We start from the raw sequence: 26,252 nt of genomic DNA, 5'->3' as shown, positions 1-26,252 counted from the left end.
ATGCCATAGGCCTGGGCGATGAAGATTGACGCGAACGTCATGTACATCATCGAACCGTCGAGGTTGAAGGAATAGCCGAGCGGAAGGACAAAGCTCGCGATCTTCGGCGGAACACCGAAGCGCTCGAGAGCCTCGAGCATTCGTGGGTAAGCTGCCTCGGAAGACGAGGTGGTGAACGCGATGAGCAACGGCTCCCGCACAAGCCGGATCAGCTCGCGAAACCGGGAACCGACGATCAGAAAGCCAAGCCCCAGCAGGATGCCCCAGAGGATGACGAGGCCGAGATAGAAGCCGCCCATGAAGACAGCGAGCTGACCGATGACGGTCGCGCCGCGTTCCGCCAGCGTCGCGGTGACCGCGCAGAAGACCGCAATGGGAGCCAGGCGCATGGCCTGCTTGATGTCAGCGATAGCTACGAATGGCTGATGGAGGCAGATGGGGCGATCCGACTTACTATCGAGGTTTATGATAGCCCCGACGAACCTGCACTCGCGTTCCGCAAAATGATCATCGAGCGGCCCGTTCCTCGATAATTCAATGTCCGCAATCCACCATAACCATACGAAATGGCACAGTGACATTCGCTACTAGGCTTAGCGAATTGGGCGCCTCGGAATTTATTTTGCCAAGTCGCTGAGGGGGGTATGGCGTATTTGCCTGACCTCGGCGACCATATTGCCACAGCGGGGTATGTGGCATGGCAAAGCACTATGGCGTTCTGACGTTCGACAATCGTGGTCCCATCAAGTCGTGGGAGCGGATGACGTCTATCCAGCGCCACAACGCGCGGACAGAGGAACTGCCCCATTGCGATCCGGCGGCACCGGAGCCTGAATTCCTGAAGGGTTCCGAAAGACTGGTCGAGGACGCGCAACGCGAATTGTGTTCGCGCGGGCTCGATCCGCAAGCTCTCCGGGCTAACGGCGTCATCGCCCATGAGGTGATCCTGACCGCATCGCACGAGTATTTTGCGCAGGGCGACGAAGCGGAGCGAGACCGGCGCCTGTGGCATTGGGTTGCCCGCGCCTATCTGGCTGCGATCAAGATCTGGCGGAAGGTGACCATCGTGCAGATGGTGCTCCACCTCGACGAATACACGCCGCATATTCATGTCGTCCTCATGCCGCTGGTAAAGAAGGTGTTCGGGCGGCGGCCGGAGGATGGCGAGCGCTGGACGCTGAACGGGCGCGAGATCACCGGTCCTGGCGAATTCCAGCGCGCACACGACGAATACGCGACCGAGATGAAGCCGCTGGGGCTGCAACGCGGCGTGTCGGGCAGCGGGCGCAAGTACCGGCCGTTCGCGGAGAAGGCCGCTGAGATGGACGAGCAGTGCAAGCGGGCGGCGGCGGCAGAGGCGGACGCCGCGAAGGCCAAAGTCGAGGCGGAGAAAGCCGAGCAGGCCCGAGCGGCACAGTGGGCGGACGAGTTCGACCGGCTGAAGCGCGACCGGCTCGAACTGGAGGAGGGCCAGCGCCTGCTGAAGATCGAACAGGCCAAGGTTCGTGCCGATACGCGGCTGGTCTTCCACTCGCTGCGCCACCGCTTCAAGGACGAGGGGCGCGGCGCCGATGTGCAGGAGCGCGTGCTCGATCAGCTGTGCGGCCATGTCCCCGCGACGGTTGGCGGTCGCTACGGTGAAGGCGCCGACCTTCAGGCGCTGAAACGCAGCCTGGATCGACTTCGGTTCGACTCCGTCGATTGGACCCGACTACGTACGGCAATCGGCACGATCTCCTGGGCGGATATCGTCTCCGAGATCGTCCTCCGGGTGAAAGCGAACGCGAGGAAGGGCATATGAGCGACGACCATCGCAATCGCTGAACCCGGCGGCGAGGTTATCGAGGTCGCCAGCAGCCTGTTGGTAGCCGGCACGGCCGTGGTCCTCCATGCCGTGACGGAGTGTGGCGTTACAACGCTGACCCTCGGCGACGGGCGTCCCTTTGAGATCGACTTCATCACCGACCCGATCCCGATCGACCATGGGGTCTCGATTTACCCGGACGGTAGCGACGAGCCGATCGCCCGGATTGAACGTCGCTTCCTGGCTCCTTGACCCAAAGGTGTGGCGGCCACAACATCAGTGACACAGTCGCCATACCGCATCTTTGCTGGTCTCAAGCGTCTTTTGCGTTCCCTTGCCAATCTGCGGCAGGCAGTAGAGGAAGCGGCATTTGGTCACGTCCGGAAAGAAGCCGAGTTAAGCGCTTGTAGTGATGTGGCATGGTAAGTAGAGGGTCACTTGCCCTGAACCGCGCGAGATTTGTCGGAAACCCCAACCCCTGAGAGAAAGGGCAATTTTTGTTGGGGTATATTACACCGCCGTATATCCGCCATCCGCGACGAACTCGGCTCCCGTGACGAATGCGCTAAGGTCGCTGGCAAGATATGCGACCAATGGCGCGATGTCTGTCGCTTGGCCTAGCCGCCCCAGCGGGATCAGACGGGTCCACGATGCTAGGGCCTCTTCCGGGCTAAGCGGGCGTCCCTCTGCATCAGTCGGCGGGTCCCAGCTTGCCCCCAAATTGGTCGCGACGGGTCCCGGCAGTACGCAGTTCACCCGTACACCTGAGGCCGCAAGTTCGGCGGCCACCGCCTTGCTAAGTGCCCGCACCGCGCCCTTTGTCGCGGAGTAGGCGGCATAACGCTCGCCGCCGACTTTGCCGTAGACCGAGGCGATGTTGATGATCGAACCGCCGCTAGCCTTCATCAGCGGTATCGCGGCGTGCATACCGATATAGACGCTATCGACATTGACCCGCTGTTGCCGATGAAGCCAGGCCACAGGCGCATTGACGAAGTTCCGGGACAGCATGATACCCGCGCAGTTCACCAGCACGTCGAGCCGCCCGTGTCGCGATCGGATATCATCCATGACGCGTTGCCAGTCTGCTTCGTCACCAACGTCATGTCGATGCAATGCGGCGTCTGGCCCGAAGTCCCCCGCGGTGCCCTTCAAGCCTTCCTCATTGAGGTCGCTGGCCTCTAAGATCGCCCCCAGAGTTGCGAAACTTCGTGCGATTTCATGGCCGATGCCGGATGCGGCCCCGGTCACCAGAGCAATCTTGCCATCAAGCCGGATCATATCTGATCTCCCACATTCGATCGGTCGAAACATTGTCGTGTAAAGGATTCGCCCAGCCATGGCAGCGCGCTGGCGCAATAGGCCTCCTGAGTAGGAACCCATTGATCGGGCTGATCGAGCGTCCCGGCCTTGACGATCGTGACGCCCGGAAAGGCATCTGCCACCGAAACGATAGGCGACCCGCAGCGCCCGCAGAAATGTCGGTTCACCACAAGGCCGGTATCGCCAGTGTCGCGAAAAACCTTTGTCTCGCCCTGCTGGTGATAGGCATCGTTGGATAGGACCCCAACGACAGAGAAGGCGCTGCCCGACTGACGCTGGCAGTGACGGCAGTGGCAGATCGCGACCATTAGCGGTTCCGTCGAAATCTTATAGCGAACCGCACCGCACAAGCATCCACCACTGCTTTCCAGCGCTTCAACGGGTTTCGTCATGGCGCAGCATCTCCCATGCGAGAGGGGAAGGAATAGTCCGCCACCCGGCAAGCATCGCCGCGACATCCTTCGCCGCGCCGATCCGTCCAGGCGTACGATCGAGGCGTGGGGCGGGGACGGGTTGCAACATACCGTCTTCAACGCCGTAGAGACCGCGGTGCCGGTTATGCGGATGGCTCTGAGCTTCGGCCAGTGTTAGCACGGGAACGACACAGGCATCGCTGCCGTCGAACAGTGCCGCCCAATGCGCTGCGGGACGGGTGGCGAACTCTGCTTCCAACCACGCCGTCGTCTGGGCCCAGGCTGAACGCTCCTGTGAGACGAAGGCCGGCGCATTGAGGCGGCTACAGACGATCCGCCAGAATTGCGGTTCGATCGCTCCGATCGCAATCTCGCGGCCATCCGCACACAGATAGCATCGATAATATGGGGCGACGCCGCCCAAGACATTCTCCGTCCTGTCCAAAGACAGCGGGCTGGCAGGTTGCGTGCCACTGAACATCGAGAGCATCGACGCAACCCCATCGAGGATGGCCGCATCCACGACCTGTCCATGCCCCGATCGTTCGCGCTCCACCAACGCCAGCATGATGCCGAATAGCAGGAACATCGACCCACCGCCGAAATCGCCGACCAGGTTGAGGGGCGGCACCGCCGGTTCTCCCGGGCGACCGATAGCGGCCAGCGCTCCGGTCAATGCCAGATAGGTGATGTCATGACCCGCCGAGCGGGCCAGCGGGCCATCCTGCCCCCAGCCCGTCATCCGACCATATACCAGCCGCGGGTTACGCTCCATCAGTATCGAGGGCCCGAGGTTCAGACGCTCCATCACGCCGGGCCGAAATCCTTCGATCACGACGTCGGCCAGATCGACGATCGCCAACGCCTCGGACTGGCCTTCCGGCGTCGTTAGATCGAGCGTGATGGTCGCCCGGCCACGATCCATGACAGGATTGGGCCAGCCATTCCCGCCGGGCCGGTCGATCCGCAGGACATCCGCGCCATGATCGGCCAACAGCATGGCACAATGCGGACCGGGGCCGATGCTGGCGAACTCCACGACCCGCAGTCCGGCCAAGGCCCCGCCGGACGCGGCAGATGAGATCGTGCCCACCATCAATCCTCGGGTGCGATCCGTATGCGACAATTCATGCCCATATCGCGGACCGCAAGTTGACAGGCGAGACGGGATCGGTCGGTGCGATGGGCGCTGCTGTCGAGCAGATCATCTTCGTCGGAACCGGGCGGCGGCGACTCCTCTCCCCCTGCCTCGACATAGACATGGCAGGTCGCACAGGAACAGCATCCGCCGCACATCGCCAGCAGTTCATCGACACCGGCCTCGCGGATCGCTTCCATGACACTAACATCGGCAGTGCCCTCGACCTCGATACGGTCGCCCTCACGGGTAATGACCTCGATCGTTGCCATTACGCCGCTCCCTGCGTGATGAAGCCCGACAAGCGCTCCGCGATCAGATTTTGCGCATCGCCGACGATCCGCTCGATCAGCTGGCGACAAGTCGGCACGTCATGGATCAGCCCCTGCACCTGCCCGGCCCAGACCAGACCCGCGTCCAGATCGCCGGTTTCCAAGGCCGTCCGGCCCTTGGCGCCGGACACCAGCGGCCGGATATCCTCGAACACGGCTTCGGGTCGCGCGGAAATTTCCACCACCTGATCCGATACGCTGGTCTTGGCCACCCGTCCGGTATTGTGGAAGCGGCGGAAGATCAGGTTGGTCGCGCGCTCGTCGTTGGCGACGATCAGTTGCTTGACCGCATCATGGATTGGGGCCTCGACCGTCGCACAGAAGCGGGTGCCCATATTGATGCCCTCCGCCCCGAGCGCTAGGGCGGCTACCAATCCCCGGCCATCCGCAAAACCGCCGCTCGCCAGCATGGGGATCGTCACCTTGTCGGCGGCGGCGGGGATCAGGACCAGGCCCGGAATATCGTCCTCCCCGGGATGTCCCGCGCACTCGAACCCATCGATCGAGATGATGTCGACACCCATCCCCTCGGCCGACAGCGCATGGCGCACGGCGGTGCATTTGTGGATGACGGTGATGCTGTGTGCCTTGAAGTCCTCGACATGCTCCTGGGGCTTGTGGCCCGCCGTCTCGACGATCGTCACCCCGCTGTCGATGATCGCGCGGCGGTACTCGGCATAGGGCGGCGGCGTTACCGAGGGGAGAATGGTCAGGTTCACGCCGAACGGCTTGTCGGTCATCCCCCGGCACCGCTCGATCTCGCGGCGCAGGTCGTCGGGCGTCGGCTGGGTCAGCGCGGTCAGCATCCCCAGCCCGCCCGCATTGGACACCGCCGAGGCCAGCTCGGCGCGGCCGACCCACATCATGCCGCCCTGGACGATGGGATGCGCGATACCCAGCATCCGGGTGACACGCGTCGCGAGCGCCATCACAGCGCCTCCACGATGGTGACGTTGGCGATGCCGCCGCCCTCACACATGGTCTGAAGGCCATAACGCTTGCCCCGTGCGCGCAGTGCGTGGATCAGCGTCGCCATCAGCTTGGTGCCGCTCGCGCCGAGCGGATGGCCGAGCGCGATCGCGCCGCCGTTGACGTTCAGCTTCGCTGGATCACCACCGACATGCTTCAGCCACGCCAGTGGCACGGGGGCGAAGGCCTCGTTCACCTCGTACAGGTCGATCTCGTCGATCGACAGCCCGCTCTTCTTCAACGCCTTGTCGGTCGCAAACAGCGGCTCCTCCAGCATGATGACCGGGTCGCCCGCGGTCACCGTCATGTCGACGATCCGGGCGATCGGGGTGAGGTTGTGCGCCTTCAACGCCCGCTCGCTGACGACCAGCACGCCGCTCGCGCCGTCGCAAATCTGGCTGGCATTGGCCGCCGAGATCATGCCGCCTTCCTGAAGCAGCTTGACCGCGCCGATGCTCTCCAGTGTCGCGTCATAGCGGATGCCCTCGTCACGGACATGCGGTTCGCCATCGACCAGCACCGGGACGATCTCGTCGGCAAAGCCCCCTGCCTCGGTAGCGGCGGCGGCGCGACGGTGGCTCTCCAGCGCGAAACGATCGAGCGCCTCGCGGTCGAAGCCATATTTGCGCGCCATCATCTCGGCCCCGGCAAACTGGCTGAATTCCTTGACGCCGAAGCGTTCGGCGATGCTGGGGCTGACCGGGCCGATGCCGATGCCTTCGCGCTGGTGAAAGCTGAGGTTGGAAAACATCGGCACCCGGCTCATGCTCTCGGTGCCCGCTGCGATCACCACGTCCTGCGTGCCCGACATGACCGCCTGCGCGGCGAATTGCACCGCCTGCTGCGACGATCCGCATTGCCGGTCGATGGTGACGGCAGGCACGCTGTCGGGCAGTTTCGACGCGAGCACGGCGTTGCGGGCAAAGGCGAAGGCCTGCTCACCCGCCTGGGTGACGCAGCCCATGATCACGTCGTCGATCGCCGCCGGGTCCAGGTCGTTGCGGTCGACCAGCGCGTTTAGGACATAAGCGGCGAGATCGGCCGGATGGACGCCGGACAAGCGCCCGTTGCGGCGGCCCCCCGCGGTGCGAACGGCGTCTACGATATAGGCATCGGCCATGTCAGGCTCCTTCAAAGTCGGGTTTGCGGCGTTCGATAAAGGCGACGATCCCCTCGCGCGCTTCGGCCTGGGCTCCGGCATGGGCGATGGTCCGGGCCTCATGGTCGAGATGATCGCGTAAGGACGCGGTCGCACCGTCGATCAGCAGGCGGCGCGCGGCACCCAAGGCAGCGGTCGGCGCGGCGATCAGGCGCGCGACCACCGCTTCGGCCTCGCTTGGCAGATCGGCGTCCTCGACCATGTGCGTGACCATGCCGATCCGCTCGGCCTGCTCGGCACCGATCCGCTCGTTGGTCAGGATGATAGCCTGCGCCCGGCGAAGCCCGACAAGGCGCGGCAGCAGCCAGCTCATGCCACCATCGGGGCTGAGCCCCACGCCGGTATAGGCGGCGGTGAAATGCGCCGAGCGGGCCGCGAGCACGACATCGCCCAATATGCCCAGGCTCAATCCCGCCCCCGCCGCCGGGCCATTGACCAGCACGACCAGCGGCTTGACCATCCCGGTCAGGGTGACGATCGCACCGTGCAGCGTATCGGCCAGATCGCGTAGGAAGGGCCCCGCCTCGCTACCCGCCGCCGCCATCGCGGCCACATCGCCGCCGACGCAGAACAGCCGTCCCGCGCCGGTCAACACGACGCAGCGTATCGTCGGATCCTCCGCCACGTTCCGCGCGGCCTCGGCCAGTTCACGCGCCATCGCCGGGTTGACCGCATTGCCCGCTTCGGGCCGGTTGAGCGTCAGCCAGGCGGCTCCCCCCTCCTTGCGGACCAGCACATTGTTCATCGACATGCCTCCATCGCTTCACGGGCCAGTCGTGCGAGGCGCGGAAAACTCGCCGCGCGTTCGCGGGCATGGGCGGAGGCCGCATTGCCCCGGATCACCCGTCCCTTGATCCCATGGAAGATCGCCGCGATGCGAAAGAAGTTGAACGCGAGGTAAAATTCATAATCCGCGATCCCGTCGCGCCCGGTCCGCGCGCAATAGGCCGCGACATAGTCCTGCTCGCTCGGCAGCCCGAGCGCCGCGACATCCGCCCCGCCCAGCCCGGCGACGATATCGGGCGGCATCCGGTACATCATCGCATGATAGGCGAAGTCCGCCAGCGGATGGCCGAGCGTCGACAGCTCCCAGTCGAGCACCGCCAGGACACGCGGCTCATGGGGGTGGAAGATCAGGTTGTCGCAGCGGAAATCGCCATGGACGATCCGGCTTTCGTCCCCCGCCGGGATATGCTCGGGCAGCCAGGCGACCAGCGCGTCCATGTCCTCGTTCCGCCCGGCATCGGCATCGTCCAGATATTGCCCGGACCAACGCGCAATCTGCCGCGCGAAATAGTTGCCAGGCCGCCCGTAATCGCCCAGCCCGACCGCCTCCGGGTCGATCCGGTGGAGCGCCGCGATCGTCGCGTTCATTGCGTCGAAATAGGCCGGGCGATCGGCCCGCGCGATCTCGGCAAAGGCCGCGTCCCAGAAGATGCGCCCCTCGACCATCTCCATCACGAAAAAGGGCGTGCCGATGACGCTTTCGTCCGAACAGACGCCATGGACGCGGGCCACCGGCACCGGCGTGTCGGCCAGAGCGGTCAGGATTCGCGCCTCGCGCAGCACGTCATGCGCACCCTTGGCCAAAGGGCCCGGCGGCTTGCGGCGCAGGACATAGCGGGTATCCGGGGTCGACAGCCGATAGGTCGGGTTGGACTGGCCGCCCTTGAACTGCTCGACGGTCAGGGGGCCGGTGAAACCGGGAATGGCCTGCGCCATCCACGCCGCCAGCGCCGCCTCGTCGAAGCGATGCGCCTCGCGGACCGGGGTGGTCCCGGCATTGGCGGCCTGATCGACAGCGGTCGCCATGGTCAGCGCCCCTGCCAGACGGGCGCGCGCTTCTCGGCGAAGGCGGCGGGCCCCTCTATGGCGTCCTCCGAGGCGAGCATCGCCTTCATCGCCGGATACTCCCAACCGGCCTTCAGCGCGCTCTCGACCGGCGCGTCCAGACCGCGCAGCACGGCGTCCTTGGTGGCGCGGATCGCCATCGGGCTGCACGCCAAAATCTGCTCGGCCCAGCGCCGGGCGGCGGCAAGCACGTCGCCCTCCACCACCTCGTTGACGAAGCCCAGCCGCACGCCTTCCTCCGCACTCACGCGGCGGCCGGTCAGCATCATGCCCATGGCGTGCTTCAGCCCGACGACACGCGGCAGACGCTGCAACCCGCCCGCCAGCGCCGCCAGGCCGACTCTGGGTTCGGGCAGCGCGAAGACCGCCCGCGTGCTGGCAACGATGATGTCGCAGGCCAGAGCCGTCTCGAACCCGCCACCCATTGCGACGCCATTGACCGCCGCAATCACCGGCTTTGTCATGTCGAACCGCCCGGTAAGCCCGGCAAAGCCGGTCGGGGGCACGACCATGCCGCCGCCGGACGCCTGCTGCTTCAAGTCGTGCCCGGCGCAAAACGCCTTGTTGCCCGCCCCGGTGACGATCGAGACCCATTGATCGGGATCGGTGGCAAAGGTGTCGAAGACGTCGGCCAGTTCGCGATGCGCCTCCGCATTGAGCGCATTGTACGCCTCGGGCCGGTTGATCGTCACGATGGTCAGCCGGTCTTCGCGGGCGACGGTGATGTATTGATAGGTCACTGTGCGGCTCTCCAATCCCGCTTGATTGCCTTGGCGAGGCTCCATTTGTGGACCTCGGTCGGCCCGTCATAGATTCGGAAAGCGCGAATCTCGCGGAACACCTGCTCGACGATGGTGTCGCCGGTGACGCCCGTCCCGCCCATCACCTGGACGCAGCGGTCGGCGACGCGCATCAGCGCCTCCGACACCGCGACCTTGGCCATGGAGCTTTCCGCGCCGCCGCTCTCGCCCGCATCCAGCACGCCAGCGCACCAGTCGATCATCAGTTCGGCCTGTTTCAGGTCGATCCGGTTCTCCGCCAGCATGAAGCCGACGCCCTCATGGTCGATGATCGTCTTGCCGAACGCCTCGCGGCGACAGGCATAGTCGGTGGCGATCTCGTTGGCGCGCAGGCACGCCCCCAACCAGCGCATACAGTGTGACAGGCGGGCGGGCGCGAGACGGATCTGGGCGTATTTGAAGCCTTCTCCGCTCTGCCCCAACATCTGGTCGGCGGGGATGCGGAGATTGTCGATGCGCACCACCGCATGGCCGCCGGGCATCGAGCTGTCGATCGTGTCCAGCACCCGCTCGACGGTGATTGCCGGGTCGGGCAGGTCGACCAGGAACATGCAGGCGCCATCATCCGACTTCGCCATGACGATCCCGACCTGCGCTCCTTGCGCGCCGGTGATGAACGCCTTGCGCCCGTTGACGACCCAATGATTGCCGTCGAGTACGGCGCTCGTCTTCATCATCGACGGGTCGGAACCCGCTCCGCCCTCACCTGCCGGTTCGGTCATGAAAAAGGCCGAGCGCGCTTCGCCCCGGACCAGCGGGTCCAGGAAGCGGCGCTTCTGCTCTGCGCTGCCCACCTTGCCGAGCAGATACATATTGCCCTCGTCGGGCGCGGCGGTGTTGACCGCCAGCGGCCCCAGCGGCGACAGCCCCGACTGGCGCAGCACATAGGCGGTTTCGCGCTGGGTCAGATGCTTGCCATTGCCCAGAATATGAGGTGTCAGTACGCCCGCAGCGCGTGCCTTTGCGCGCATCTCGGTGACCAGTTCGTCGGAGGGGCCGTGGGCGTCGCGTCTCGGATCCTGCTCATAGGGCACGACCACTTCGCGCACGAACGCAGCCACCGCCGCGCCGATCGTCTCGGCCCGCTGGGAGGGGGCGGGGCCGGTCGGGCTCATCGCGGGGCCATCCGGATCGCCCCGTCGATGCGGATCGTCTCGCCGTTCAGCATCGGGTTGGTGACGATCGCCTCGACCAGCTGCGCGAACTCATCCGGCTGGCCGAGCCGCGAGGGGAAGGGCACCTGCGCGCCCAGCGAGTCCTGCGCCTCCTGCGGTAACGTGGCCAGCAGCGGGGTCATGAAGATGCCCGGCGCGATGGTCATCACGCGAATGCCATAGCGGGCCAGTTCGCGCGCGATGGGCAGGGTCATGCCGACCACGCCGCCCTTGGACGCCGAATAGGCCGCCTGCCCGATCTGCCCGTCATAGGCCGCGACCGAGGCGGTGTTGATGACCACCCCACGCTCCTCACCCAGCGGATCGGCGGCGTGCAGCGAGGCGGCGAATTTGGACAGCACGTTGAAGGTGCCGATCAGGTTGATCGTCACGATCTTCGAGAAGGCGGCGAGCGGCAGCGGCTGGCCTTCGCGGTCGATGACCTTGGCGGGAGGACCGATCCCGGCGCAGTTGACCAGGATGCGCGCCTTGCCGTGCAGCCCTTCGGCCTCCTGGATCGCGGCGGCGACGGCGGTTTCGTCGGTCACATCGACCCGCACGAAATGCCCACCGATCTGCCGGGCCAGTGCCGTGCCGAGATCGGCGTTCAGATCGAAGATGGTGACCTTCGCACCCGTGCGGGCCAGCCGCTCGGCCGTACCGCCGCCCAGCCCCGATGCGCCTCCCGTGACGATGGCGGCTACGCCTTGGATGTCCATGACCCTGTCCCTTTCCGTATCAGATGAGTTCGATGGCGATGGCGGTCGCCTCGCCGCCGCCGATACACAAAGCCGCCACACCGCGCCGCAACCCCCGTGCTCGCAGCGCCGCGACCAGCGTGACGATGATCCGCGCGCCGCTCGCCCCGATCGGATGGCCGAGCGCGGTCGCACCGCCGTTGACGTTCATCCGGTCGCGCGGGATGTTCAGGTCCTGCATTGCGATCATCGCGACGGCGGCAAAGGCTTCGTTGACCTCGAACAGGTCGACATCGGCGACGCTCCAGTTCGCCCGCTCCAGCACCTTACGGATCGCGAAGACCGGCGCGGTGGTAAACAGGGCAGGCGCGTGCGCATGGGCGGCGGTGGCGACGATGCGTGCCTGCGGGGTCAGCCCTTCGGCCTCCGCCACGCTGAGCTGCGCCAGAACCAGCGCCGCCGCTCCGTCCGAAATGGAGGCGGAGCTGGCCGCCGTGATCGTCCCGTCGGCTGCGAAAGCGGGGCGCAGACCGGGTATCTTGTCGGGGCGCGCCTTGCCCGGTTGCTCGTCACGGTCGACCAGCACCGTACCTCCACGGCCGGTCACGGGAACGGCCGCAATTTCCCCGGCGAACGCGCCCTGCTCGATCGCCGCTTGCGCCCGCGCCAGGCTTTCCAGCGCATAGCCATCCTGCGCCGCGCGGGTCAGGCCATAGGTGCGCGCGGAGTCCTCGGCAAAGGCCCCCATCGGCTTGCCGCGATCATAGGCATCCTCCAGCCCGTCCATCATCATCGAGTCGATCACCCGGTTATGGCCGATCCGTGCGCCGCCGCGATGTTTGGGCAGCAGGAAGGGCGCGCCGGTCATGCTCTCCATCCCGCCCGCGACGATGATCCGCGCCGATCCGGCGGCGAGCGCCTCGGCCGCCATGATGACCGCCTGCATCCCCGATCCGCACATCTTGTTGATCGTCGTGGCTTCGACCGATGGCGGCAGCCCAGCTTTCAGCGCCGCCTGTCGCGCGGGGGCCTGTCCCAGACCGGCGGGGAGGACGCAGCCCATGGTGATGCGCTCAACGCGTTCCCCGGCGACCCCGGCCCGCTCGACCGCCGCCGCGACGGCGACCGCGCCCAGATCGACCGCGTTCAGCGTGGCGAACGCGCCCTGAAACCCGCCCATCGGCGTCCGGGCACTGCCGAGAATGACGATCGGATCAGCCATGATGCTCTCCCAGGCCACGAGCGATCACCATCCGCTGGATGTCGGACGTACCCTCGTAAATCTGGCAGACGCGGACATCGCGGTAGATCTTGGCGAGTCCGAATTCTTCCAGATAGCCATAGCCGCCCAGCGTCTGGATCGCTCCCGACACCACCGCTTCGGCGGTTTCGGAAGCGAAGAGCTTGGCCATCGACGCCGCCTGTAAGGCCGGACGCCCCGCATCCTTCAGTGCGGCGGCATGCAGTACCATCTGCCGCGCCGCTTCCAGTCGGGTGGCGAGGTCGGCCAGGCGGAAGCCGACCGCCTGATGCTCGATGATCGGCTTGCCGAAACTCTGACGGTCGCGCGCATAGGTGATAGCGATGTCCAGCGCGCCCTGCGCCATGCCGACCGACTGGGCCGCGATGCCGATCCGCCCGGACTCCAGATTAGCGAGCGCCATGGCATAGCCACGCCCTTCCTCACCGAACAGCGCGTCGGCGCCAACCCGGCAATCCTGAAAGCGCAGGCCGCAAGTGTCGGACGCCCCCTGCCCCAGCTTGTGCTCCACCTTGTCGACGCCGTAGCCGGGCGCGTCGGTGGGCACCAGAAAGGCCGACATGCCCTTGCGTCCCGCCGCCGGGTCGGTGACCGCAATGACCATCGCGACCGAGGCGATCTTCCCTGAGGTGATGAACTGCTTGGCCCCGTCGATCCGCCAGCCATCCTCCGTCCGCTGCGCCCGCGTGCGGATGGCTGCGGCGTCGGACCCGGCATCGGCCTCGGTCAACGCAAAGGCCCCGATCGCTGCGCCGCTGACCAGATCGGGCAGCCAGCGGTCGCGCTGCGCGGGGGAGCCAAAGGCGATCAGGCCGTTGACCATGATCGAATTCTGGATCGACACGATGGTCGACAACGCACCGTCCGCGGCGGCCAGTTCGATCAGGGCCAGCGCATAGGACACGTAATCCGCCCCCGCCCCGCCCAGTTCGGCGGGTACGGTCATGCCCATCAGGCCCATATCGCCCAGTTCGCGGAACAACTCAGGCGGATAGCCGCCCGCCGCTTCGAACGCCGCGGCTTGGGGGCGGATGCGCTCCTGCGCGAAGTCACGGACGGCGTCGCGGATCGCGACCTGATCGTCGGTCAGTACCAAAGGGCCTCTCCCATGCTCCCGTTTGCCGGGATGCCTGTTGCCCCATGGATAGCCGACAATGCCGCCACAGGCTTTGCCCCACATCGCCGTGCTTTTTCACATTTCTTGCGCCCCCGTTGCCGGGTGGCCAGCGACCGTGGTTCGCAACGGACATAAGATAAAAGGAGAGGCCCGATGCATCCGGCGAACCATGCCGCACGCCATCCCGACAAGCCCGCCATCATCATGGGCGGGACCGGCTCAACTATCCGCTTTGCCGAACTCGACACTGCGTCGAACCGGAGCGCGCACCTGCTTCGCGCCCTAGGGCTGAAGCGCGGTGACGTCGTCGCAACCGTCTTCGCCAATGCGCCGGAGGCGTTCATCCTGGGCTGGGCGGCGCAGCGCTCGGGGCTCTACCAGACCGCGATCTCGTGCAAGTTGAGCGCGCGCGACATGGCCTATATCCTGCGTGACTCCGGCGCAAAGTTGCTGGTCGTATCTCCCGCCTATGCCGATCTGGCGCGCGAAGCGGTGGCGGACATGCCGACGCTGCTGACCTATCGCTGGACGGGATCGGATGCCCGGTTCGCCGACTGGAACTTTGCCGCCAACGGCCATGCCGCAACGCCGATCGCGGACGAGAGCGCGGGCACCGACCTGCTCTATTCCTCGGGCACCACCGGGCGTCCCAAGGGCGTGATGCCGCCACTGCCCACCGGGCCGATTGACGCGCCGACGTCGCTGATGAAGATGGGCCAGGCGCTGTACGGTATGGGGCCGGACATGGTCTATCTGTCCAGCTCGCCGCTCTACCACGCTGCCCCCTTGCGCTGGGCGATGGCGGCGCAACAGCTGGGCGGCACGGTCGTCGTCATGGAGCGTTTCGAGCCCCAGATGGCGCTGGCGCTGATCGAACGCTACCGCGTCACCCACGCGACCTTCGTGCCGACGCATTTCGTGCGGATGCTCAAGCTGCCCGATGCCGAAAGACTGGGCCATGACCTGTCCTCGCTGCACGCCGTGATCCATGCCGCCGCACCCTGTCCGGTGCCGGTCAAGCGGGCGATGATCGACTGGCTCGGCCCCATCGTGCACGAATATTATTCGGGCACCGAATGCTGCGGCATCACCGCGCTAAGCAGCGAGGAATGGCTCCAGCGCCCCGGCTCAGTCGGGCGCGCGGTGCTGGGCCAGTTGCACATATTGGACGACGATGGCGGCGAACTGGCGCCGGGCGAGACGGGGAATGTCTTCTTCAGCGACGGCCCGGCCTTTTCCTATCTCAACGATCCCGCCAAGACTGCCCAGGCGCACAATGCGCAAGGCTGGGCCACCCTGGGCGATATTGGGCGGGTGGACGAGGACGGCTATCTGTTCCTGTCCGATCGCAAGAGTTTCATGATTATCTCGGGCGGGGTGAACATCTATCCGCAGGAGATCGAAAACCTGCTCGTTACCCATCCCAAGGTCGCCGATGCGGCGGTGATCGGGGTGCCCTGCGAGGAAATGGGCGAGACCGTGATGGCCATCGTCCAGCCCGCCGCCGGGATTGCCGGCGACGCCGCGCTGGCCGATGAATTGCAGGCGTTCGCCCGGCGCGAACTGGGCGGGGTGAAGACGCCGCGCCGGTTCGCGTTTCTAGACGAGCTGCCCCGCGAACCGACCGGCAAGCTGTTCAAGCGGCTGCTGCGCGACCGCTATGCCGCGTCAGGCTGACAGCAGGTCTTTCAGCGGTCGCGTCGTATCCTCAAGGAGGTCGGGCGCGATGACCGCCCCCGCCTGCACCAGCGCGCGGCCCTGGACATAGTCCTTCATCGCATTCACCGCGTCGATGGCGATCACCCGCCCCTCGCGCAGATACACCACCGAGAAACTCCGCGTCGCCGGATCGCCTCTCAGCACAGCCGCGTCATGTCCCGCAGACAGGCCGACGGTCTGGAGCTTCAGATCATATTGGTTCGACCAGAACCACGGCACCGCGTCATACGCCACCGGCCGCCCGACGATATCGCGCGCCGCCGTCACCGCCTGATCATTGGCGTTCTGGACCGACTCCAGCCGGATCACGGCACCCGCTGCATGAGGGTTTGGATGCGCGGCGCAGTCTCCGATGGCGTGGACATGGGGCAGGCTGGTGCGGCAATGGGCATCGACGATCACGCCATTGCCCACCTCCACGCCTGCCTCAACCAGCGGAGCGATGGCGGGGACAATGCCGATACCGACGATTACCATATCGGCGGGTAGCAGTTCGCCGCTGTCGAGCCGAACGCCGGTCACCCGATCCTCGCCATCTATGCAGGACACGCCGACGCCCAGCATCACAGTCACGCCATGCGCCCGGTGTTCGGCCTCATAGAAGCGCGACAGAGCTTCGCCCGCGACGCGCGCGAGCACCCGGTCCTGCGCCTCGACCAGCGTGACATTCTTGCCGAATTTCGTGAGCGCCGCCGACGCCTCAAGCCCGATATAGCCGCCGCCGATCACGACGATCCGATCAGCCGTTTCCAACTCGCCCAGCAGCCGGTCGACATCGGCGCGGGTGCGCACGGCGTGAATGCCCTTCAGGTCATGGCCCGCACAGCCCAGACGCCGGGGCTCGCCGCCGGTCGCCCAGATCAGTTCGCCGTAACCGATGATCTGACCGCTTTCGGTCGATACGGACCGGGCGGCGGGATCGATCGCCACCACCGTCTCACCGAGCAGCAGCGTCACCGCCCGCTCCGCCCAGAAACGCTCGGGCCGGATCAGGATACGCTCGAACGGCTTGGCCCCGGACAGATAGTCCTTGGACAGCGGCGGGCGTTCGTAGGGTGGATGCGGTTCAGCGCCCACGATCGCAATGGAACCGTCGAACTTCTCCTGCCGAAGCGCCACCGCCGCCTGCGCGCCTGCATGACCGCCACCGACGATCAGCACATCATAATGCGCGGCACTCACGGGATCAGCACCACCTTGACGCAATCACCGCGCTTCTGCGCCTCGATCGCTTCGTTGATCTCGGTCAGCGGGAAGGTCTGAACCAGCCTGTCAAAGGGGAATTGCCCGTTCCGGTGCGCGGCGATCAGTTCGGGTATGAAGCTCTGCGGATCGCTGTCGCCCTCCATGATCCCGACGACCCGCTGGCCATAGGTGATCATGCCCGCGATGTTGATGGTCAGCGCGGCATCGGCCTTGCCCGGCACGCCGACCAGCCCCAGCATCCCGCGTGGGGTCAGCGCGGCGAGCACCGCCTCCATCATCTCGACCCGCCCGCTGGTGTCGAAGGCATAGTCCACACCATCGGCCACGATCTCGCGGACAGCGGCCGTGACGTCACCCGCCATCGGGTCGACCACATGGGTCGCGCCCAACTCGCGGCCGAGGTCGCGACGCTTTTCGACCGGCTCGACCAGGATGATCGTCGTACAGCCCCGGATCTTCGCGCCCATGACGGCGGCCAGCCCGACCGGCCCGCCGCCGACGATGACGATGGACGCCCCCCCATGGCACGCCATGGAACGCATCACGCCCCCCGCCCCGGTCTGGAACCCACAGCCCAGCGGCCCCAGGATGGCCAGCGGCGCGGCCGGGTCCTCAACCTTCACGACGTTGCGCGCGCGAACGATGGCTTGTGCAGCGAAGCTCGACTGGCCGAAGAAATGCGAGGAGATCGCCTCGCCGTCCTTGGAATAGGCCTTGGACCCGTCCTCCAGCCGCATGCCCGCATAGTTGAGCGCGGGGAATTCGCGGCAATAGCTGGGCAGATGCTCGTCGCAGCGTGCGCAATGCCCGCAGCTCGAAAAGCCCAGCACCACCGCATCGCCGACCGCCAGCCCTTCGACACCCGGCCCCAGCGCCTCGATCACCCCTGCGCCCTCATGGCCCAGCACGGCGGGCAGCGGATAGGGGACGAACTGGTCGCGGAAGATCAGGTCGGTGTGGCAGAGTCCCACGCCTGCGATCCGGACCCGCACTTCGCCTTCGCGGGGTGCCTCGATCTCGACCGTTTCCAGGGTGAACTCGCCATGAGGCTGACGGGCGACGGCGGCAATGGTCTGCATGAAGGGCCTCTATTGAACGGTGTGGCGCCAACCGCTGGGCGTATCCCCGGCATATTGGCGAAAGGCGCGGGTGAAGTGGCTCTGGCTGGTAAAGCCGGTCATCTCCGCCACCTGCGCGATGGAAAGGTCGGACTGGCCGAGCAGGTCGCGGGCGCGATCAAGCCGGGCCTTCATCACATATTGATGCGGGGTGACGCCCGTCGCCCGCTTGAACACGCGGCAGAAATGCGAGGGCGTCAGCCCGGCCTGCGCCGCCAGCGCCTCCAGGCAATGATCATCCTCGGGGCGGCCGAGAATGTCGTTCATGATCTGGTGGATGCGATAGGCGGAGAAGTCGGCGCTGGGAAACGCCCCCTCGCTGCTCGGCGGCGAGCTGCGCAACGTGTGCATCTTCAAGGCGTCGAGCAGCGTGCCGATATAGGCCGTCCGCTCGACCGTCTGCGCGGCATAGAGTTCGCTGAGGATTTGCCGGGTCAGCGCGATGCCCAGCGGATCGGCAAAGGCGAAGCGCATCTCGCGAAACCGGTCAACCGCGCGCTGGTCCTGCAACTGGTCCATCGGCACCGAGACGGTGACGACGTCCAACTCGCCATCGATCCGCCAGCCCGTGCTGCACCCGGCGGGCACGATGGTGGCGCATCCCGGAATGGAGCGCGAACGGCTCCACTGGTCGGCTTCCCACAGCCGGGTGTCGGGCTTGCCACCGACATGGACGACGAAGACGGGATCGACGAGCGCGGGCAGTTCATAGCTGCCGATGAATTGCCGCCACCGCGCGAATTGCCACGATCCCAGGTTGACGCTGCGATCCGGCGCGCGGCCAAGCGTGTTGGCGATGATCTTTTCGTTGCTGGGCGAAAGCTCTGCCACGTTCATCTCTCCTCATACAGCCCGCAGAATGACGTCGAGGTTCTTGAGGCCGTTGATGAAGTTCGACCGGAACCGTCGCGGCGGTGCTTGCACCTCGAAAGATGTAACACGATCCGCGAGCATGTCGAACGCGACGCGCAGCTGCATTTCGGCCAGGCGCGAGCCGACGCAGACATGCTGTCCCGATCCGAAACCGACATGCTGCGCGCCCTTGCGGGTGACGAGGAAGCGGTCGGGCTCGGGAAAGACGGTCTCGTCACGATTGGCGGAGATGTACCAGAGCACGACCTTGTCGCCCTTCGCCACCCGCTGCCCGCCGACGGTGGTGTCCTCCATCGCCGTCCGGCGCATGTGCATGACCGGGCTGGCATAGCGCACCATCTCCGGCGTCGCGGTCTTCAGGACATCGCGGTTCTGGCGGATGATGTCCCACTGGTCCGGGTTCTGCGACAGGGCGACGATGCTGTGGCTCAGCGAGTTGCGCGTCGTCTCGTTGCCGCCGACCAGCACCAGGATCAGGTTGCCGATGAAGTCGCGGAACGGCACCGGCTGCCCGTCGATTTCGGCATTGGCGAGCAGCGAGGCGATGTCCGAGGTCGGCTCGGCCCGCCGTGCCTCGAACAACTCCTGCCCGAAGGCGAAAAACTCGCCCAGGGTCGCCGCCATCGCCTCGGGGCTCTGGCGGAACTCGGGGTCGTCCTCGCCGACGAATGCGTTGGTCCAGTCATACAGTTTGGGCCACAGGTCGATCGACACGCCCAGCAGCTCGGCGAGCGTCATCAGCGGCAGCGGCGCGGAGAGCAGCGGCACGATGTTGACCGCTTCATTGAGCGGGATCGCGTCGATCAGCTTCGTCGCCCGGTCGCGGATACGCGTCTCGATGTCGCCCAGCCGCCCCGGAGACAGGGCGGGCATGACGAACTTACGATAGCGGGTATGCACCGGCGGATCGCGCGAAATGAAGGGGATGCCGATGGCGGACTCACCCGCGCCGGTCAGCCCGACTTCATTCTCGTTGAAGATGCGATGCCCGCCATTCTCATGCGCAGAGGAGAACAGCAGAGGCTGGCGCGACACCTCGACGACATCGGCATGGCGCATCACGGACCAGAAGCCCGTGCCATCCTGTTCCGGGTTCCAGTGGACCGGATCGTCGCGGCGCAGTGCCGCGAAGAGGTCATACGGGACCCCCGCCTCATAGAGGCCGGGGTCCTTCAGGTCGGGGGTCGTGATCGTCGCCATGTCAGAATGCCACCCGGACAGAGCCGCCGAAGGTGCGCGGGGCGGCGGGAACGAGGAAGTTGTAGGGGAAGCCCGCCCCGCGCAGGTCGAGGCCGTAAGCATAGGTCTTGGCGTTCAGCAGGTTGGTCGCGAACGCCTTGATGGTGAAGCGCCCGGTGGTCAGCGCGGCGGTCAGATTGACCTTGGCGAACCCCTTTTGCTGCAACTCGCTATTCTGCTGCCCGGTCCCCGCCACGTTGATCGTGTTGAAGGGCGAGAAATATTGCCGCGAGAAATAGGCGACGCTGGGCGAGACAGTCAGCCCGTCATTGCCGTTGCGGAACAGCGTCAGGTCCACCCCGCCCTGCGCGGTGAAACGTGGCGCGAAGGGCAGGTCGTTGCCGTCTAGCCGGGTATTTTGGAGGGTCAGTTCCTTGTAGGTCGCATGGAGATAACCCGCCGACGCATTCACGGTCACCGCCGGGGTCAGACGCCACCGCGCCTCGCCCTCGACACCGTAGACCTCGGCCTTGGGCGCATTGACCAGGAAGGACACGGGCCCCGGCCGAGTATCCTGCACCTGCTGGTTGATATAGTCGTAATAGAAGCCCGACATGGTCAGGGTTAGCGCATTATCAAAGTACCGCCCCTTCAGCCCGACTTCATAGGCATTGACCCGCTCCGGCGCGATATAGTTGATGCCCGCCGACGAGGTATAGCCACCGCCATTGAACGCGCCCGAGCGATAGCCGCGATTGTAGCTGGCATAGACCAGCGTACCGCCCTCGAAGGTGTAGTTCAGCGACACCCGCCCGGTCAGCGCATTGTTGCGCCCGTCCAGTGCGAACCGCGCATTGGGGTTGTACGGGCAGGTGCCGGGTGCTCCCGAACAGGGCACAGTGGTCGCCAGCGGCAGGTCCGGCCCGCCGATATTGCCCGCGAACAGATAGGCGTAGCCGTCGCGATACTGGCTGCGGTCCCAGGTATAGCGCGCGCCCAGCGTCAGGCTCAGCCGCTCGGTCAGGTCGTAATCGCCCTGCGCGAACACGGCATAGGACCGGCGTACCTGGCGATAATGCTGGAAGAAGCCGCCATTCACCGTCGGCGCGATCGCCTGGCCGATATTGAAGCGGTTGTCGGTGATCACCTCGTCCCAGCCATAAAAGCCGCCGCCGACCAGCTTCAGCCGGGTGCCGTTATAGTTGAACCGCGCCTCCTCGCTGAACTGCTGGAAGCTCGACCGCCAGTTGATGTCGAGGATGTCGAGCGGCGATCCGTCGGCCGCCTGCTGGAGATTCTGCTTGCCGCCATCGCGCGAGGTGATCGAGGTGAAGACCACGGTCGGCGACACGTCATAGGCGATGGTCGCGGACCCGCCATACGCCTCGGTCCGGTTCAGCCCGATCCGGTTCTCGTTCGTCTCGAAAAAGCCCAGGCCGGTGCGGAACGCGCCCAACCCATGGATCGCCGCCTGCGCGCCCTGATCTCGCCCGCCATAGACCTTCAGCTTGATGTCGAGCGGACCATCGCCGGGCCGGATGCGAAGCGAAGCGCGTCCCTGCAACGTATCCTGTGAATTGCCGTCGCGCCCGCCGGGATAGACGTTGCGGATCTGGCCATCGCCCTTGGCATAATTGCCCGCGATGCGCACGCCCAGCTGGTCCTCGACCATCGTCGCCTCGACCGCGGCTTGCGCGGTGAAGGTGTTGAAATTGCCGTATCCCGCCTCGGCATAGCCTTCATTGCCGTGGAGGCTCGGCCCCTTGGTGATGAAGTTGATCGCGCCGCCCGTGGTGTTGCGGCCGAACAAGGTGCCCTGCGGCCCGCGCAACACCTCGACCCGGTCGAGATCGAACAGGCCCATGCCATGCGCAGTGCGGCTGGCGAGATAGACGTCGTCGATATAGACGCCGATCGGCGACGCCTGGTTGGAGTTGTATTCGTTGGCGACGCTGATGCCGCGCAGCGAAAAATTGGGTTGGGTCTGTCCATAAGGACTGCTGACCTGAAGATTGGGCACCGCGACCGCCAGATTGGCCGAGTTGGTGATGCCCTTCGTCACCAGCGCATCGCCACCGATCGCTGAGATGGCGATGGGAACGGTCAGGATCGACTGGGCGCGCCGCTGCGCGGTCACGATGATGTCCCCCGACGATGCAGTATCCTGCGAAGCGGTGGTGGTCGACGTTGCCTCGGTGGTCGGTGGCGCGCTCTGCTGCCCTGCGTCGACGCTTTGCGCCTGTGCCGCGAACGGGAACACGATTGCCGCGCTGGCGAACAGCGCCGCGCTGATCCTGGCCCTCATAGCCCTCTCCTATTTTTGCAGAGACTCTGTGACGGCCTCTTGCTGGATCATGTGTAGATCAGGTCCGGTCAGGCGGCTTTGCATGGACCTGTCGCGCTTTTTGACATTTCTTGCGGGGGTCCTGCGTTCCTTGCGCATGATCTGATAGCGCCCATTGCACAGACAGAGCGGACCGCGACCGACGGGACCGCCGGAGATGGAGAGCGAGATGGACTTCGATACGTCGTTCCACATGACGATCGGCGGCAAGCCGGTGGCCTCGGACAGCCTGTTCGACGTGCTCAACCCCGCGACCGAGCAGGTGCTGGCCCAGGCGCCGGACGCGGGCCCCGACCATCTCGACGCTGCCGTGGCCGCCGCCCGCGCCGCCTTTCCCGGCTGGGTCGCTACCCCCATCGCCCGGCGTCGCGCGCTGATCGACCAGCTGGGCGACGCGGTGATCGCCCATGTCGAGGACTTCAAGCGCCTGCTGACAGCAGAACAGGGCAAGCCGCATGGCGATGCCTTCAACGAGGTGATGGGCGCCGGGCTCTGGCTGAAGGGGGCGGCGACGCTCGACCTGCCGGTGACGGTCAATGAGGATAGCGCCGATCGCTATAGCGAGACGCGGCGGGTGCCGATCGGTGTCGTGGGCGCGATCGCGCCGTGGAACTTCCCGATGGTGCTGGCGATGTTCAAGGTCGGTCCGGCATTGCTGGCGGGCAATACGATGGTGCTGAAGCCCTCCCCCTTCACACCGCTGACGACGCTGAAATTCGGTGAGCTGGCCGCGACCATCCTGCCGCCCGGCGTCCTCAACGTCGTGACCGGCGGCGACCAGCTTGGCCCCTGGCTGACCGAGCATCCCGGTATCGACAAGGTCAGCTTCACCGGATCGACCGCGACCGGGCGGCGGGTGATGCAGAGCGCCTCGGCGACGCTGAAGCGGGTCACGCTGGAATTGGGCGGCAACGACGCCGCCATCGTCCTGCCGGATGCGAATGTCGAGGCGCTGGCTGAGCAACTCTTTTGGGCAGCCTTCGCCAATAACGGCCAGATCTGCATCGCGACCAAGCGCATGTATGTCCACCGCGACGTCTACGAACCGCTGAAAGACGCGCTGGTCGCCTATGCCAGGACGGTGCAGGTCGGTGACGGCGCGCAGCAGGGCGTGCGGCTGGGCCCGATCAACAACCGCCTGCAATATGAGCGGGTGCTCGACCTGATCCGCGACGCGCGGACCAAGGGCTATGACTTCCTGCTCGGCGGCGAGGCGGCGGAGACACCCGGATATTTCGTCCCCATCACGATCCTCGACAACCCGCCCGAGAACAGCCGCATCGTCCAGGAAGAACAGTTCGGCCCCATCCTCCCCCTCCTGAAGTTCGACGAGGTAGACGAGGTGATCGAGCGGGTGAATGCCAGCGAATATGGCCTGGGTGCCTCGATCTGGACCGGCGATCCCGACGCCGCGATGGACCTCGCCGCGAGGATCGTCAGCGGCACCGTCTGGATCAACGAAACGCAGCACCTTACCCCCCTCGCCGCCTTCGGCGGCATGAAGCAATCGGGGCTGGGTGTCGAAGGCGGGACCGAGGGACTGATGGAATATACCAACGCCCAGACCATCACCCGGCGGCGCTGACGATGGGCTCGAACTCGGTCGAACTGGAACGCCGCCGCGCCGCCGCGCGTACCGGTGGCGGCGAGAAGCGCATCGCCGCGCAGCACGCCAAGGGCAAGCTGACCGCGCGCGAGCGGCTCGACGTGCTGCTGGACGAGGGCAGCTTCGAGGAACTCGACATGTTCGTCGAACATAACTGCGTGGACTTCGGCATGACCGAGCAGGTGGTGCCCGGCGACGGCGTGGTGACCGGTTCGGGCACGATCAACGGGCGGCTGGTCTTCGTGTTCAGCCAGGACTTCACCGTGTTCGGCGGCTCGCTGTCCGAGCGCCATGCGCAGAAGATCTGCAAGATCATGGACATGGCGATGAAGGTCGGCGCGCCGGTGATCGGCTTGAATGATTCGGGCGGCGCCCGCATCCAGGAGGGCGTCGCCTCGCTGGGCGGCTATGCCGAGGTGTTCCAGCGCAATGTGCTGGCGAGCGGTGTCGTTCCGCAACTGTCCCTCATCATGGGGCCGTGCGCGGGCGGCGCGGTGTACTCGCCCGCCATGACCGACTTCATCTTCATGGTGAAGGATGCGAGCTACATGTTCGTCACCGGCCCCGATGTGGTGAAGACGGTGACCAACGAGGTCGTCACGCAGGAGGCGCTGGGCGGCGCGGTGACGCACACGACGAAGACCGGCGTTGCGGACGTGGCGTTCGAGGACGATATCGAGGCGCTCTTAGCGGCGCGCGACTTCATCGACTTCCTGCCCGCCAACAACCGCGAGGGCGTGCCCGAGCGGCCGACGGCCGACGCCTGGGACCGTATCGAGGAAAGCCTCGACACGCTGATCCCGGCCAGCGCCAACCAGCCCTATGACATGCACGAGCTGCTGTCGAAGGTCGTCGACGAAGGCGATTTCTTCGAGGTGCAGCCTGCGCACGGGGCCAACATCATCACCGGCTTCGGCCGGATCGAGGGGCGCACGGTCGGCTTCGTCGCCAACCAGCCGATGGTGCTGGCGGGCGTGCTCGACATCAATTCTTCAAAGAAGGCGGCGCGGTTCGTCCGCTTCTGCGACGCGTTCGAGATCCCGATCGTGACCTTTGTCGACGTGCCCGGCTTCCTGCCCGGCACCGCGCAGGAGCATAACGGCATCATCAAGCATGGCGCCAAACTGCTCTTCGCCTATGCCGAGGCGACGGTGCCCAAGATCACCGTCATCACGCGAAAGGCTTACGGCGGGGCCTATGACGTGATGGCGTCCAAGCACTTACGCGGCGATCTGAACTACGCGTGGCCGACCGCCGAGATCGCGGTCATGGGCACCAAGGGCGCAGTGGAGATCATCTTTCGCGGGAGAACCCCGGAAGAGATCGCCGAGCGGACGGCGGAATATGAGGCGCGCTTCGCCAACCCGTTTGTGGCGGCGAGCAAGGGCTTCATCGACGAGGTGATCCAGCCGCACTCCACCCGCCGCCGGATCGCGCTGGGTCTGCGGAAGCTACGGGGCAAGGCGCTGGAGAATCCGTGGAAGAAGCATGACAATATTCCGCTGTGAGTAGGGATGCGATCACCGCGCTGCTCATATTGGCCTTTGGAGGCCTGCTGACCGTTCATTGTCCACGTGCCGCGGTCCGCGAAGTTCGGGATGGCGTCGCTCGCGGTCGCAAGGGCGACTACCCGCGCGCGACGAGGCCTGTTCATTTCTGGACGACGATCGTCATGACGGCTGCCGCGGGGGTGCTGGGGATTATCTTGATGTCATCCGCCATTCTGACGTTGATCGCTCTTCAGAGTACCGATCTATGACCCTCGGTCGCCTCAACCATGTCGGCATCGCGACACCGTCGATCGCCCGGTCGATCGAAACCTACCGCACCCTGCTCGGCGCGACCGCGATCGGGGAGCCGTTCGATCTGCCGACGCAGGGGGTGAAGGTGTGCTTCATCGACGCCGCCAACACACAGATCGAGCTGATAGAGCCCTATGACGATGCCTCGCCCATCGCCGACTTCCTCAGGAAGAACCCGGCAGGCGGGCAGCATCATGTCTGTTTCGAGGTGGCCGATATCCATGCCGCGGTCGCGGACCTCAAGGCGAAGGGCGCGACCGTGCTGGGCGAGCCGCGTACCGGCGCGCATGGCACGCCGATCGTCTTCATCCACCCGCGCGACATGGGCGGGGTGCTGGTCGAATTGATGGAGACGCCGCATGGCCATTGACGGGACTCCCGCCCCG

At 65.8% G+C, this 26,252-nt stretch carries 24 protein-coding genes and 1 pseudogene; 6 read left to right on the top strand and 19 right to left on the bottom strand.

Translation table 11 applies throughout. The features are described from left to right. Nucleotides 1-5: 5 nt before the first annotated feature. A pseudogene (locus tag SM191_RS14235) lies at nucleotides 6-389 on the bottom strand (dicarboxylate/amino acid:cation symporter); the annotation flags it as partial. Nucleotides 390-697: 308 nt separating this feature from the next. On the opposite strand from SM191_RS14235, the gene SM191_RS14230 reads away from it, so the two are divergent. Continuing rightward, nucleotides 698-1,801, top strand: coding sequence for a plasmid recombination protein (locus SM191_RS14230; protein WP_341506772.1), 1,104 nt, complete (start codon nucleotides 698-700; stop codon nucleotides 1,799-1,801). 78 nt (nucleotides 1,802-1,879) lie between these two features. Beyond that, nucleotides 1,880-2,056 (top strand): hypothetical protein, encoded by a 177-nt coding sequence (locus tag SM191_RS14225; RefSeq protein ID WP_341506771.1) that lies wholly within the window; start codon nucleotides 1,880-1,882, stop codon nucleotides 2,054-2,056. Between the two features lie 258 nt (nucleotides 2,057-2,314). On the opposite strand, the gene SM191_RS14220 is transcribed toward SM191_RS14225, so the two are convergent. From SM191_RS14220 to SM191_RS14160, 13 genes are read right to left on the bottom strand one after another with little or no spacing between them, the layout of a single operon-like run. Beyond that, the gene (locus SM191_RS14220) at nucleotides 2,315-3,085 is read right to left on the bottom strand and encodes an SDR family NAD(P)-dependent oxidoreductase (RefSeq protein ID WP_341506770.1); all 771 of its coding nucleotides are present in this window, start codon (nucleotides 3,083-3,085) and stop codon (nucleotides 2,315-2,317) included. Further along, nucleotides 3,082-3,519, bottom strand: coding sequence for a GFA family protein (locus SM191_RS14215; protein ID WP_341506769.1), 438 nt, complete (start codon nucleotides 3,517-3,519; stop codon nucleotides 3,082-3,084). Before SM191_RS14215 ends, SM191_RS14220 begins: the two co-directional genes overlap by 4 nt. Then, nucleotides 3,503-4,636, bottom strand: a complete 1,134-nt coding sequence (locus SM191_RS14210; protein ID WP_341506768.1) for a CaiB/BaiF CoA transferase family protein — start codon at nucleotides 4,634-4,636, stop codon at nucleotides 3,503-3,505. Before SM191_RS14210 ends, SM191_RS14215 begins: the two co-directional genes overlap by 17 nt. Then, on the bottom strand, nucleotides 4,636-4,950 hold the full coding sequence (locus SM191_RS14205) for a 2Fe-2S iron-sulfur cluster-binding protein (protein WP_341506767.1): 315 nt from the start codon (nucleotides 4,948-4,950) through the stop codon (nucleotides 4,636-4,638). The genes SM191_RS14210 and SM191_RS14205 overlap by 1 nt, the downstream gene beginning before the upstream one ends. Then, on the bottom strand, nucleotides 4,950-5,939 hold the full coding sequence (locus SM191_RS14200; protein WP_341506766.1) for an NAD(P)H-dependent flavin oxidoreductase: 990 nt from the start codon (nucleotides 5,937-5,939) through the stop codon (nucleotides 4,950-4,952). Before SM191_RS14200 ends, SM191_RS14205 begins: the two co-directional genes overlap by 1 nt. Continuing rightward, nucleotides 5,939-7,099 carry an acetyl-CoA C-acetyltransferase gene (locus SM191_RS14195; protein ID WP_341506765.1) on the bottom strand — a complete coding sequence of 387 codons (1,161 nt, stop codon included), beginning with the start codon at nucleotides 7,097-7,099 and terminating at the stop codon, nucleotides 5,939-5,941. Before SM191_RS14195 ends, SM191_RS14200 begins: the two co-directional genes overlap by 1 nt. 1 nt (nucleotide 7,100) lies before the next feature. Next, a complete protein-coding gene (locus SM191_RS14190) occupies nucleotides 7,101-7,889 on the bottom strand; it encodes an enoyl-CoA hydratase/isomerase family protein (RefSeq protein WP_445949863.1) in 789 nt (262 codons plus the stop codon). Beyond that, on the bottom strand, nucleotides 7,880-8,950 hold the full coding sequence (locus tag SM191_RS14185) for a phosphotransferase family protein (RefSeq protein ID WP_341506764.1): 1,071 nt from the start codon (nucleotides 8,948-8,950) through the stop codon (nucleotides 7,880-7,882). The genes SM191_RS14190 and SM191_RS14185 overlap by 10 nt, the downstream gene beginning before the upstream one ends. Before the next feature lie 2 nt (nucleotides 8,951-8,952). Then, complete coding sequence (locus tag SM191_RS14180; protein ID WP_341506763.1) at nucleotides 8,953-9,729, bottom strand: enoyl-CoA hydratase-related protein; 777 nt, start codon at nucleotides 9,727-9,729, stop codon at nucleotides 8,953-8,955. Then, a complete protein-coding gene (locus SM191_RS14175; protein WP_341506762.1) occupies nucleotides 9,726-10,904 on the bottom strand; it encodes an acyl-CoA dehydrogenase family protein in 1,179 nt (392 codons plus the stop codon). The genes SM191_RS14180 and SM191_RS14175 overlap by 4 nt, the downstream gene beginning before the upstream one ends. Next, entirely contained in the window at nucleotides 10,901-11,662 is a 762-nt protein-coding gene (locus tag SM191_RS14170; RefSeq protein ID WP_341506761.1) for an SDR family NAD(P)-dependent oxidoreductase, read from the bottom strand. Before SM191_RS14170 ends, SM191_RS14175 begins: the two co-directional genes overlap by 4 nt. A 19-nt stretch (nucleotides 11,663-11,681) precedes the next feature. After that, complete coding sequence (locus SM191_RS14165; RefSeq protein ID WP_341506779.1) at nucleotides 11,682-12,866, bottom strand: acetyl-CoA C-acyltransferase; 1,185 nt, start codon at nucleotides 12,864-12,866, stop codon at nucleotides 11,682-11,684. Next, entirely contained in the window at nucleotides 12,856-13,998 is a 1,143-nt protein-coding gene (locus tag SM191_RS14160; RefSeq protein WP_341506760.1) for an acyl-CoA dehydrogenase family protein, read from the bottom strand. The genes SM191_RS14165 and SM191_RS14160 overlap by 11 nt, the downstream gene beginning before the upstream one ends. A gap of 174 nt (nucleotides 13,999-14,172) precedes the next feature. On the opposite strand from SM191_RS14160, the gene SM191_RS14155 reads away from it, so the two are divergent. Continuing rightward, nucleotides 14,173-15,696, top strand: coding sequence for an acyl-CoA synthetase (locus SM191_RS14155; RefSeq protein WP_341506759.1), 1,524 nt, complete (start codon nucleotides 14,173-14,175; stop codon nucleotides 15,694-15,696). Here the strand turns inward: SM191_RS14155 and SM191_RS14150 are convergent. From SM191_RS14150 to SM191_RS14130, 5 genes are read right to left on the bottom strand one after another with little or no spacing between them, the layout of a single operon-like run. Further along, nucleotides 15,688-16,920 (bottom strand): NAD(P)/FAD-dependent oxidoreductase, encoded by a 1,233-nt coding sequence (locus SM191_RS14150; protein WP_341506758.1) that lies wholly within the window; start codon nucleotides 16,918-16,920, stop codon nucleotides 15,688-15,690. The genes SM191_RS14155 and SM191_RS14150 overlap by 9 nt on opposite strands. After that, nucleotides 16,917-18,023, bottom strand: a complete 1,107-nt coding sequence (locus SM191_RS14145; protein ID WP_341506757.1) for an NAD(P)-dependent alcohol dehydrogenase — start codon at nucleotides 18,021-18,023, stop codon at nucleotides 16,917-16,919. The genes SM191_RS14150 and SM191_RS14145 overlap by 4 nt, the downstream gene beginning before the upstream one ends. A gap of 9 nt (nucleotides 18,024-18,032) precedes the next feature. Then, nucleotides 18,033-18,893: an AraC family transcriptional regulator gene (locus tag SM191_RS14140; RefSeq protein ID WP_341506756.1), complete on the bottom strand. Its 861-nt coding sequence runs from the start codon at nucleotides 18,891-18,893 to the stop codon at nucleotides 18,033-18,035. A 12-nt stretch (nucleotides 18,894-18,905) separates the two neighbouring features. Next, nucleotides 18,906-20,135: a cytochrome P450 gene (locus tag SM191_RS14135; protein ID WP_341506755.1), complete on the bottom strand. Its 1,230-nt coding sequence runs from the start codon at nucleotides 20,133-20,135 to the stop codon at nucleotides 18,906-18,908. 1 nt (nucleotide 20,136) lies between these two features. Beyond that, on the bottom strand, nucleotides 20,137-22,419 hold the full coding sequence (locus tag SM191_RS14130; protein ID WP_341506754.1) for a TonB-dependent receptor: 2,283 nt from the start codon (nucleotides 22,417-22,419) through the stop codon (nucleotides 20,137-20,139). Between the two features lie 208 nt (nucleotides 22,420-22,627). Between SM191_RS14130 and SM191_RS14125 the strand changes: the two genes are divergently transcribed. The 3 genes from SM191_RS14125 (at nucleotide 22,628) to mce (ending at nucleotide 26,236) form a co-directional block, all read left to right on the top strand. Beyond that, nucleotides 22,628-24,043 carry an aldehyde dehydrogenase family protein gene (locus tag SM191_RS14125; RefSeq protein WP_341506778.1) on the top strand — a complete coding sequence of 472 codons (1,416 nt, stop codon included), beginning with the start codon at nucleotides 22,628-22,630 and terminating at the stop codon, nucleotides 24,041-24,043. Nucleotides 24,044-24,045: 2 nt separating this feature from the next. Continuing rightward, nucleotides 24,046-25,572 (top strand): acyl-CoA carboxylase subunit beta, encoded by a 1,527-nt coding sequence (locus tag SM191_RS14120; protein WP_341506753.1) that lies wholly within the window; start codon nucleotides 24,046-24,048, stop codon nucleotides 25,570-25,572. A 247-nt stretch (nucleotides 25,573-25,819) separates the two neighbouring features. After that, a complete protein-coding gene (gene mce, locus SM191_RS14115; RefSeq protein ID WP_341506752.1) occupies nucleotides 25,820-26,236 on the top strand; it encodes a methylmalonyl-CoA epimerase in 417 nt (138 codons plus the stop codon). The last annotated feature ends 16 nt before the right edge of the window (nucleotides 26,237-26,252 follow it).

Source organism: Sphingomonas sp. 2378, from assembly GCF_038084995.1.
Taxonomy (GTDB): domain Bacteria; phylum Pseudomonadota; class Alphaproteobacteria; order Sphingomonadales; family Sphingomonadaceae; genus Sphingomonas.
The sequence above is the reverse complement of the archived record's forward strand: the minus strand, read 5'-3'. Positions and strand labels throughout refer to the sequence as shown.

Coding starts and splice junctions, on each gene's coding strand:
- SM191_RS14230 (WP_341506772.1), top strand. CDS start 698: ATGGCAAAGCACTATGGCGTTCTGACGTTCGACAATCGTGGTCCCATC.
- SM191_RS14220 (WP_341506770.1), bottom strand. CDS start 3,085: ATGATCCGGCTTGATGGCAAGATTGCTCTGGTGACCGGGGCCGCATCC.
- SM191_RS14215 (WP_341506769.1), bottom strand. CDS start 3,519: ATGACGAAACCCGTTGAAGCGCTGGAAAGCAGTGGTGGATGCTTGTGC.
- SM191_RS14210 (WP_341506768.1), bottom strand. CDS start 4,636: ATGGTGGGCACGATCTCATCTGCCGCGTCCGGCGGGGCCTTGGCCGGA.
- SM191_RS14205 (WP_341506767.1), bottom strand. CDS start 4,950: ATGGCAACGATCGAGGTCATTACCCGTGAGGGCGACCGTATCGAGGTC.
- SM191_RS14200 (WP_341506766.1), bottom strand. CDS start 5,939: ATGGCGCTCGCGACGCGTGTCACCCGGATGCTGGGTATCGCGCATCCC.
- SM191_RS14195 (WP_341506765.1), bottom strand. CDS start 7,099: ATGGCCGATGCCTATATCGTAGACGCCGTTCGCACCGCGGGGGGCCGC.
- SM191_RS14190 (WP_445949863.1), bottom strand. CDS start 7,889: ATGTCGATGAACAATGTGCTGGTCCGCAAGGAGGGGGGAGCCGCCTGG.
- SM191_RS14185 (WP_341506764.1), bottom strand. CDS start 8,950: ATGGCGACCGCTGTCGATCAGGCCGCCAATGCCGGGACCACCCCGGTC.
- SM191_RS14175 (WP_341506762.1), bottom strand. CDS start 10,904: ATGAGCCCGACCGGCCCCGCCCCCTCCCAGCGGGCCGAGACGATCGGC.
- SM191_RS14170 (WP_341506761.1), bottom strand. CDS start 11,662: ATGGACATCCAAGGCGTAGCCGCCATCGTCACGGGAGGCGCATCGGGG.
- SM191_RS14155 (WP_341506759.1), top strand. CDS start 14,173: ATGCATCCGGCGAACCATGCCGCACGCCATCCCGACAAGCCCGCCATC.
- SM191_RS14145 (WP_341506757.1), bottom strand. CDS start 18,023: ATGCAGACCATTGCCGCCGTCGCCCGTCAGCCTCATGGCGAGTTCACC.
- SM191_RS14135 (WP_341506755.1), bottom strand. CDS start 20,135: ATGGCGACGATCACGACCCCCGACCTGAAGGACCCCGGCCTCTATGAG.
- SM191_RS14130 (WP_341506754.1), bottom strand. CDS start 22,419: ATGAGGGCCAGGATCAGCGCGGCGCTGTTCGCCAGCGCGGCAATCGTG.
- SM191_RS14125 (WP_341506778.1), top strand. CDS start 22,628: ATGGACTTCGATACGTCGTTCCACATGACGATCGGCGGCAAGCCGGTG.
- SM191_RS14120 (WP_341506753.1), top strand. CDS start 24,046: ATGGGCTCGAACTCGGTCGAACTGGAACGCCGCCGCGCCGCCGCGCGT.
- mce (WP_341506752.1), top strand. CDS start 25,820: ATGACCCTCGGTCGCCTCAACCATGTCGGCATCGCGACACCGTCGATC.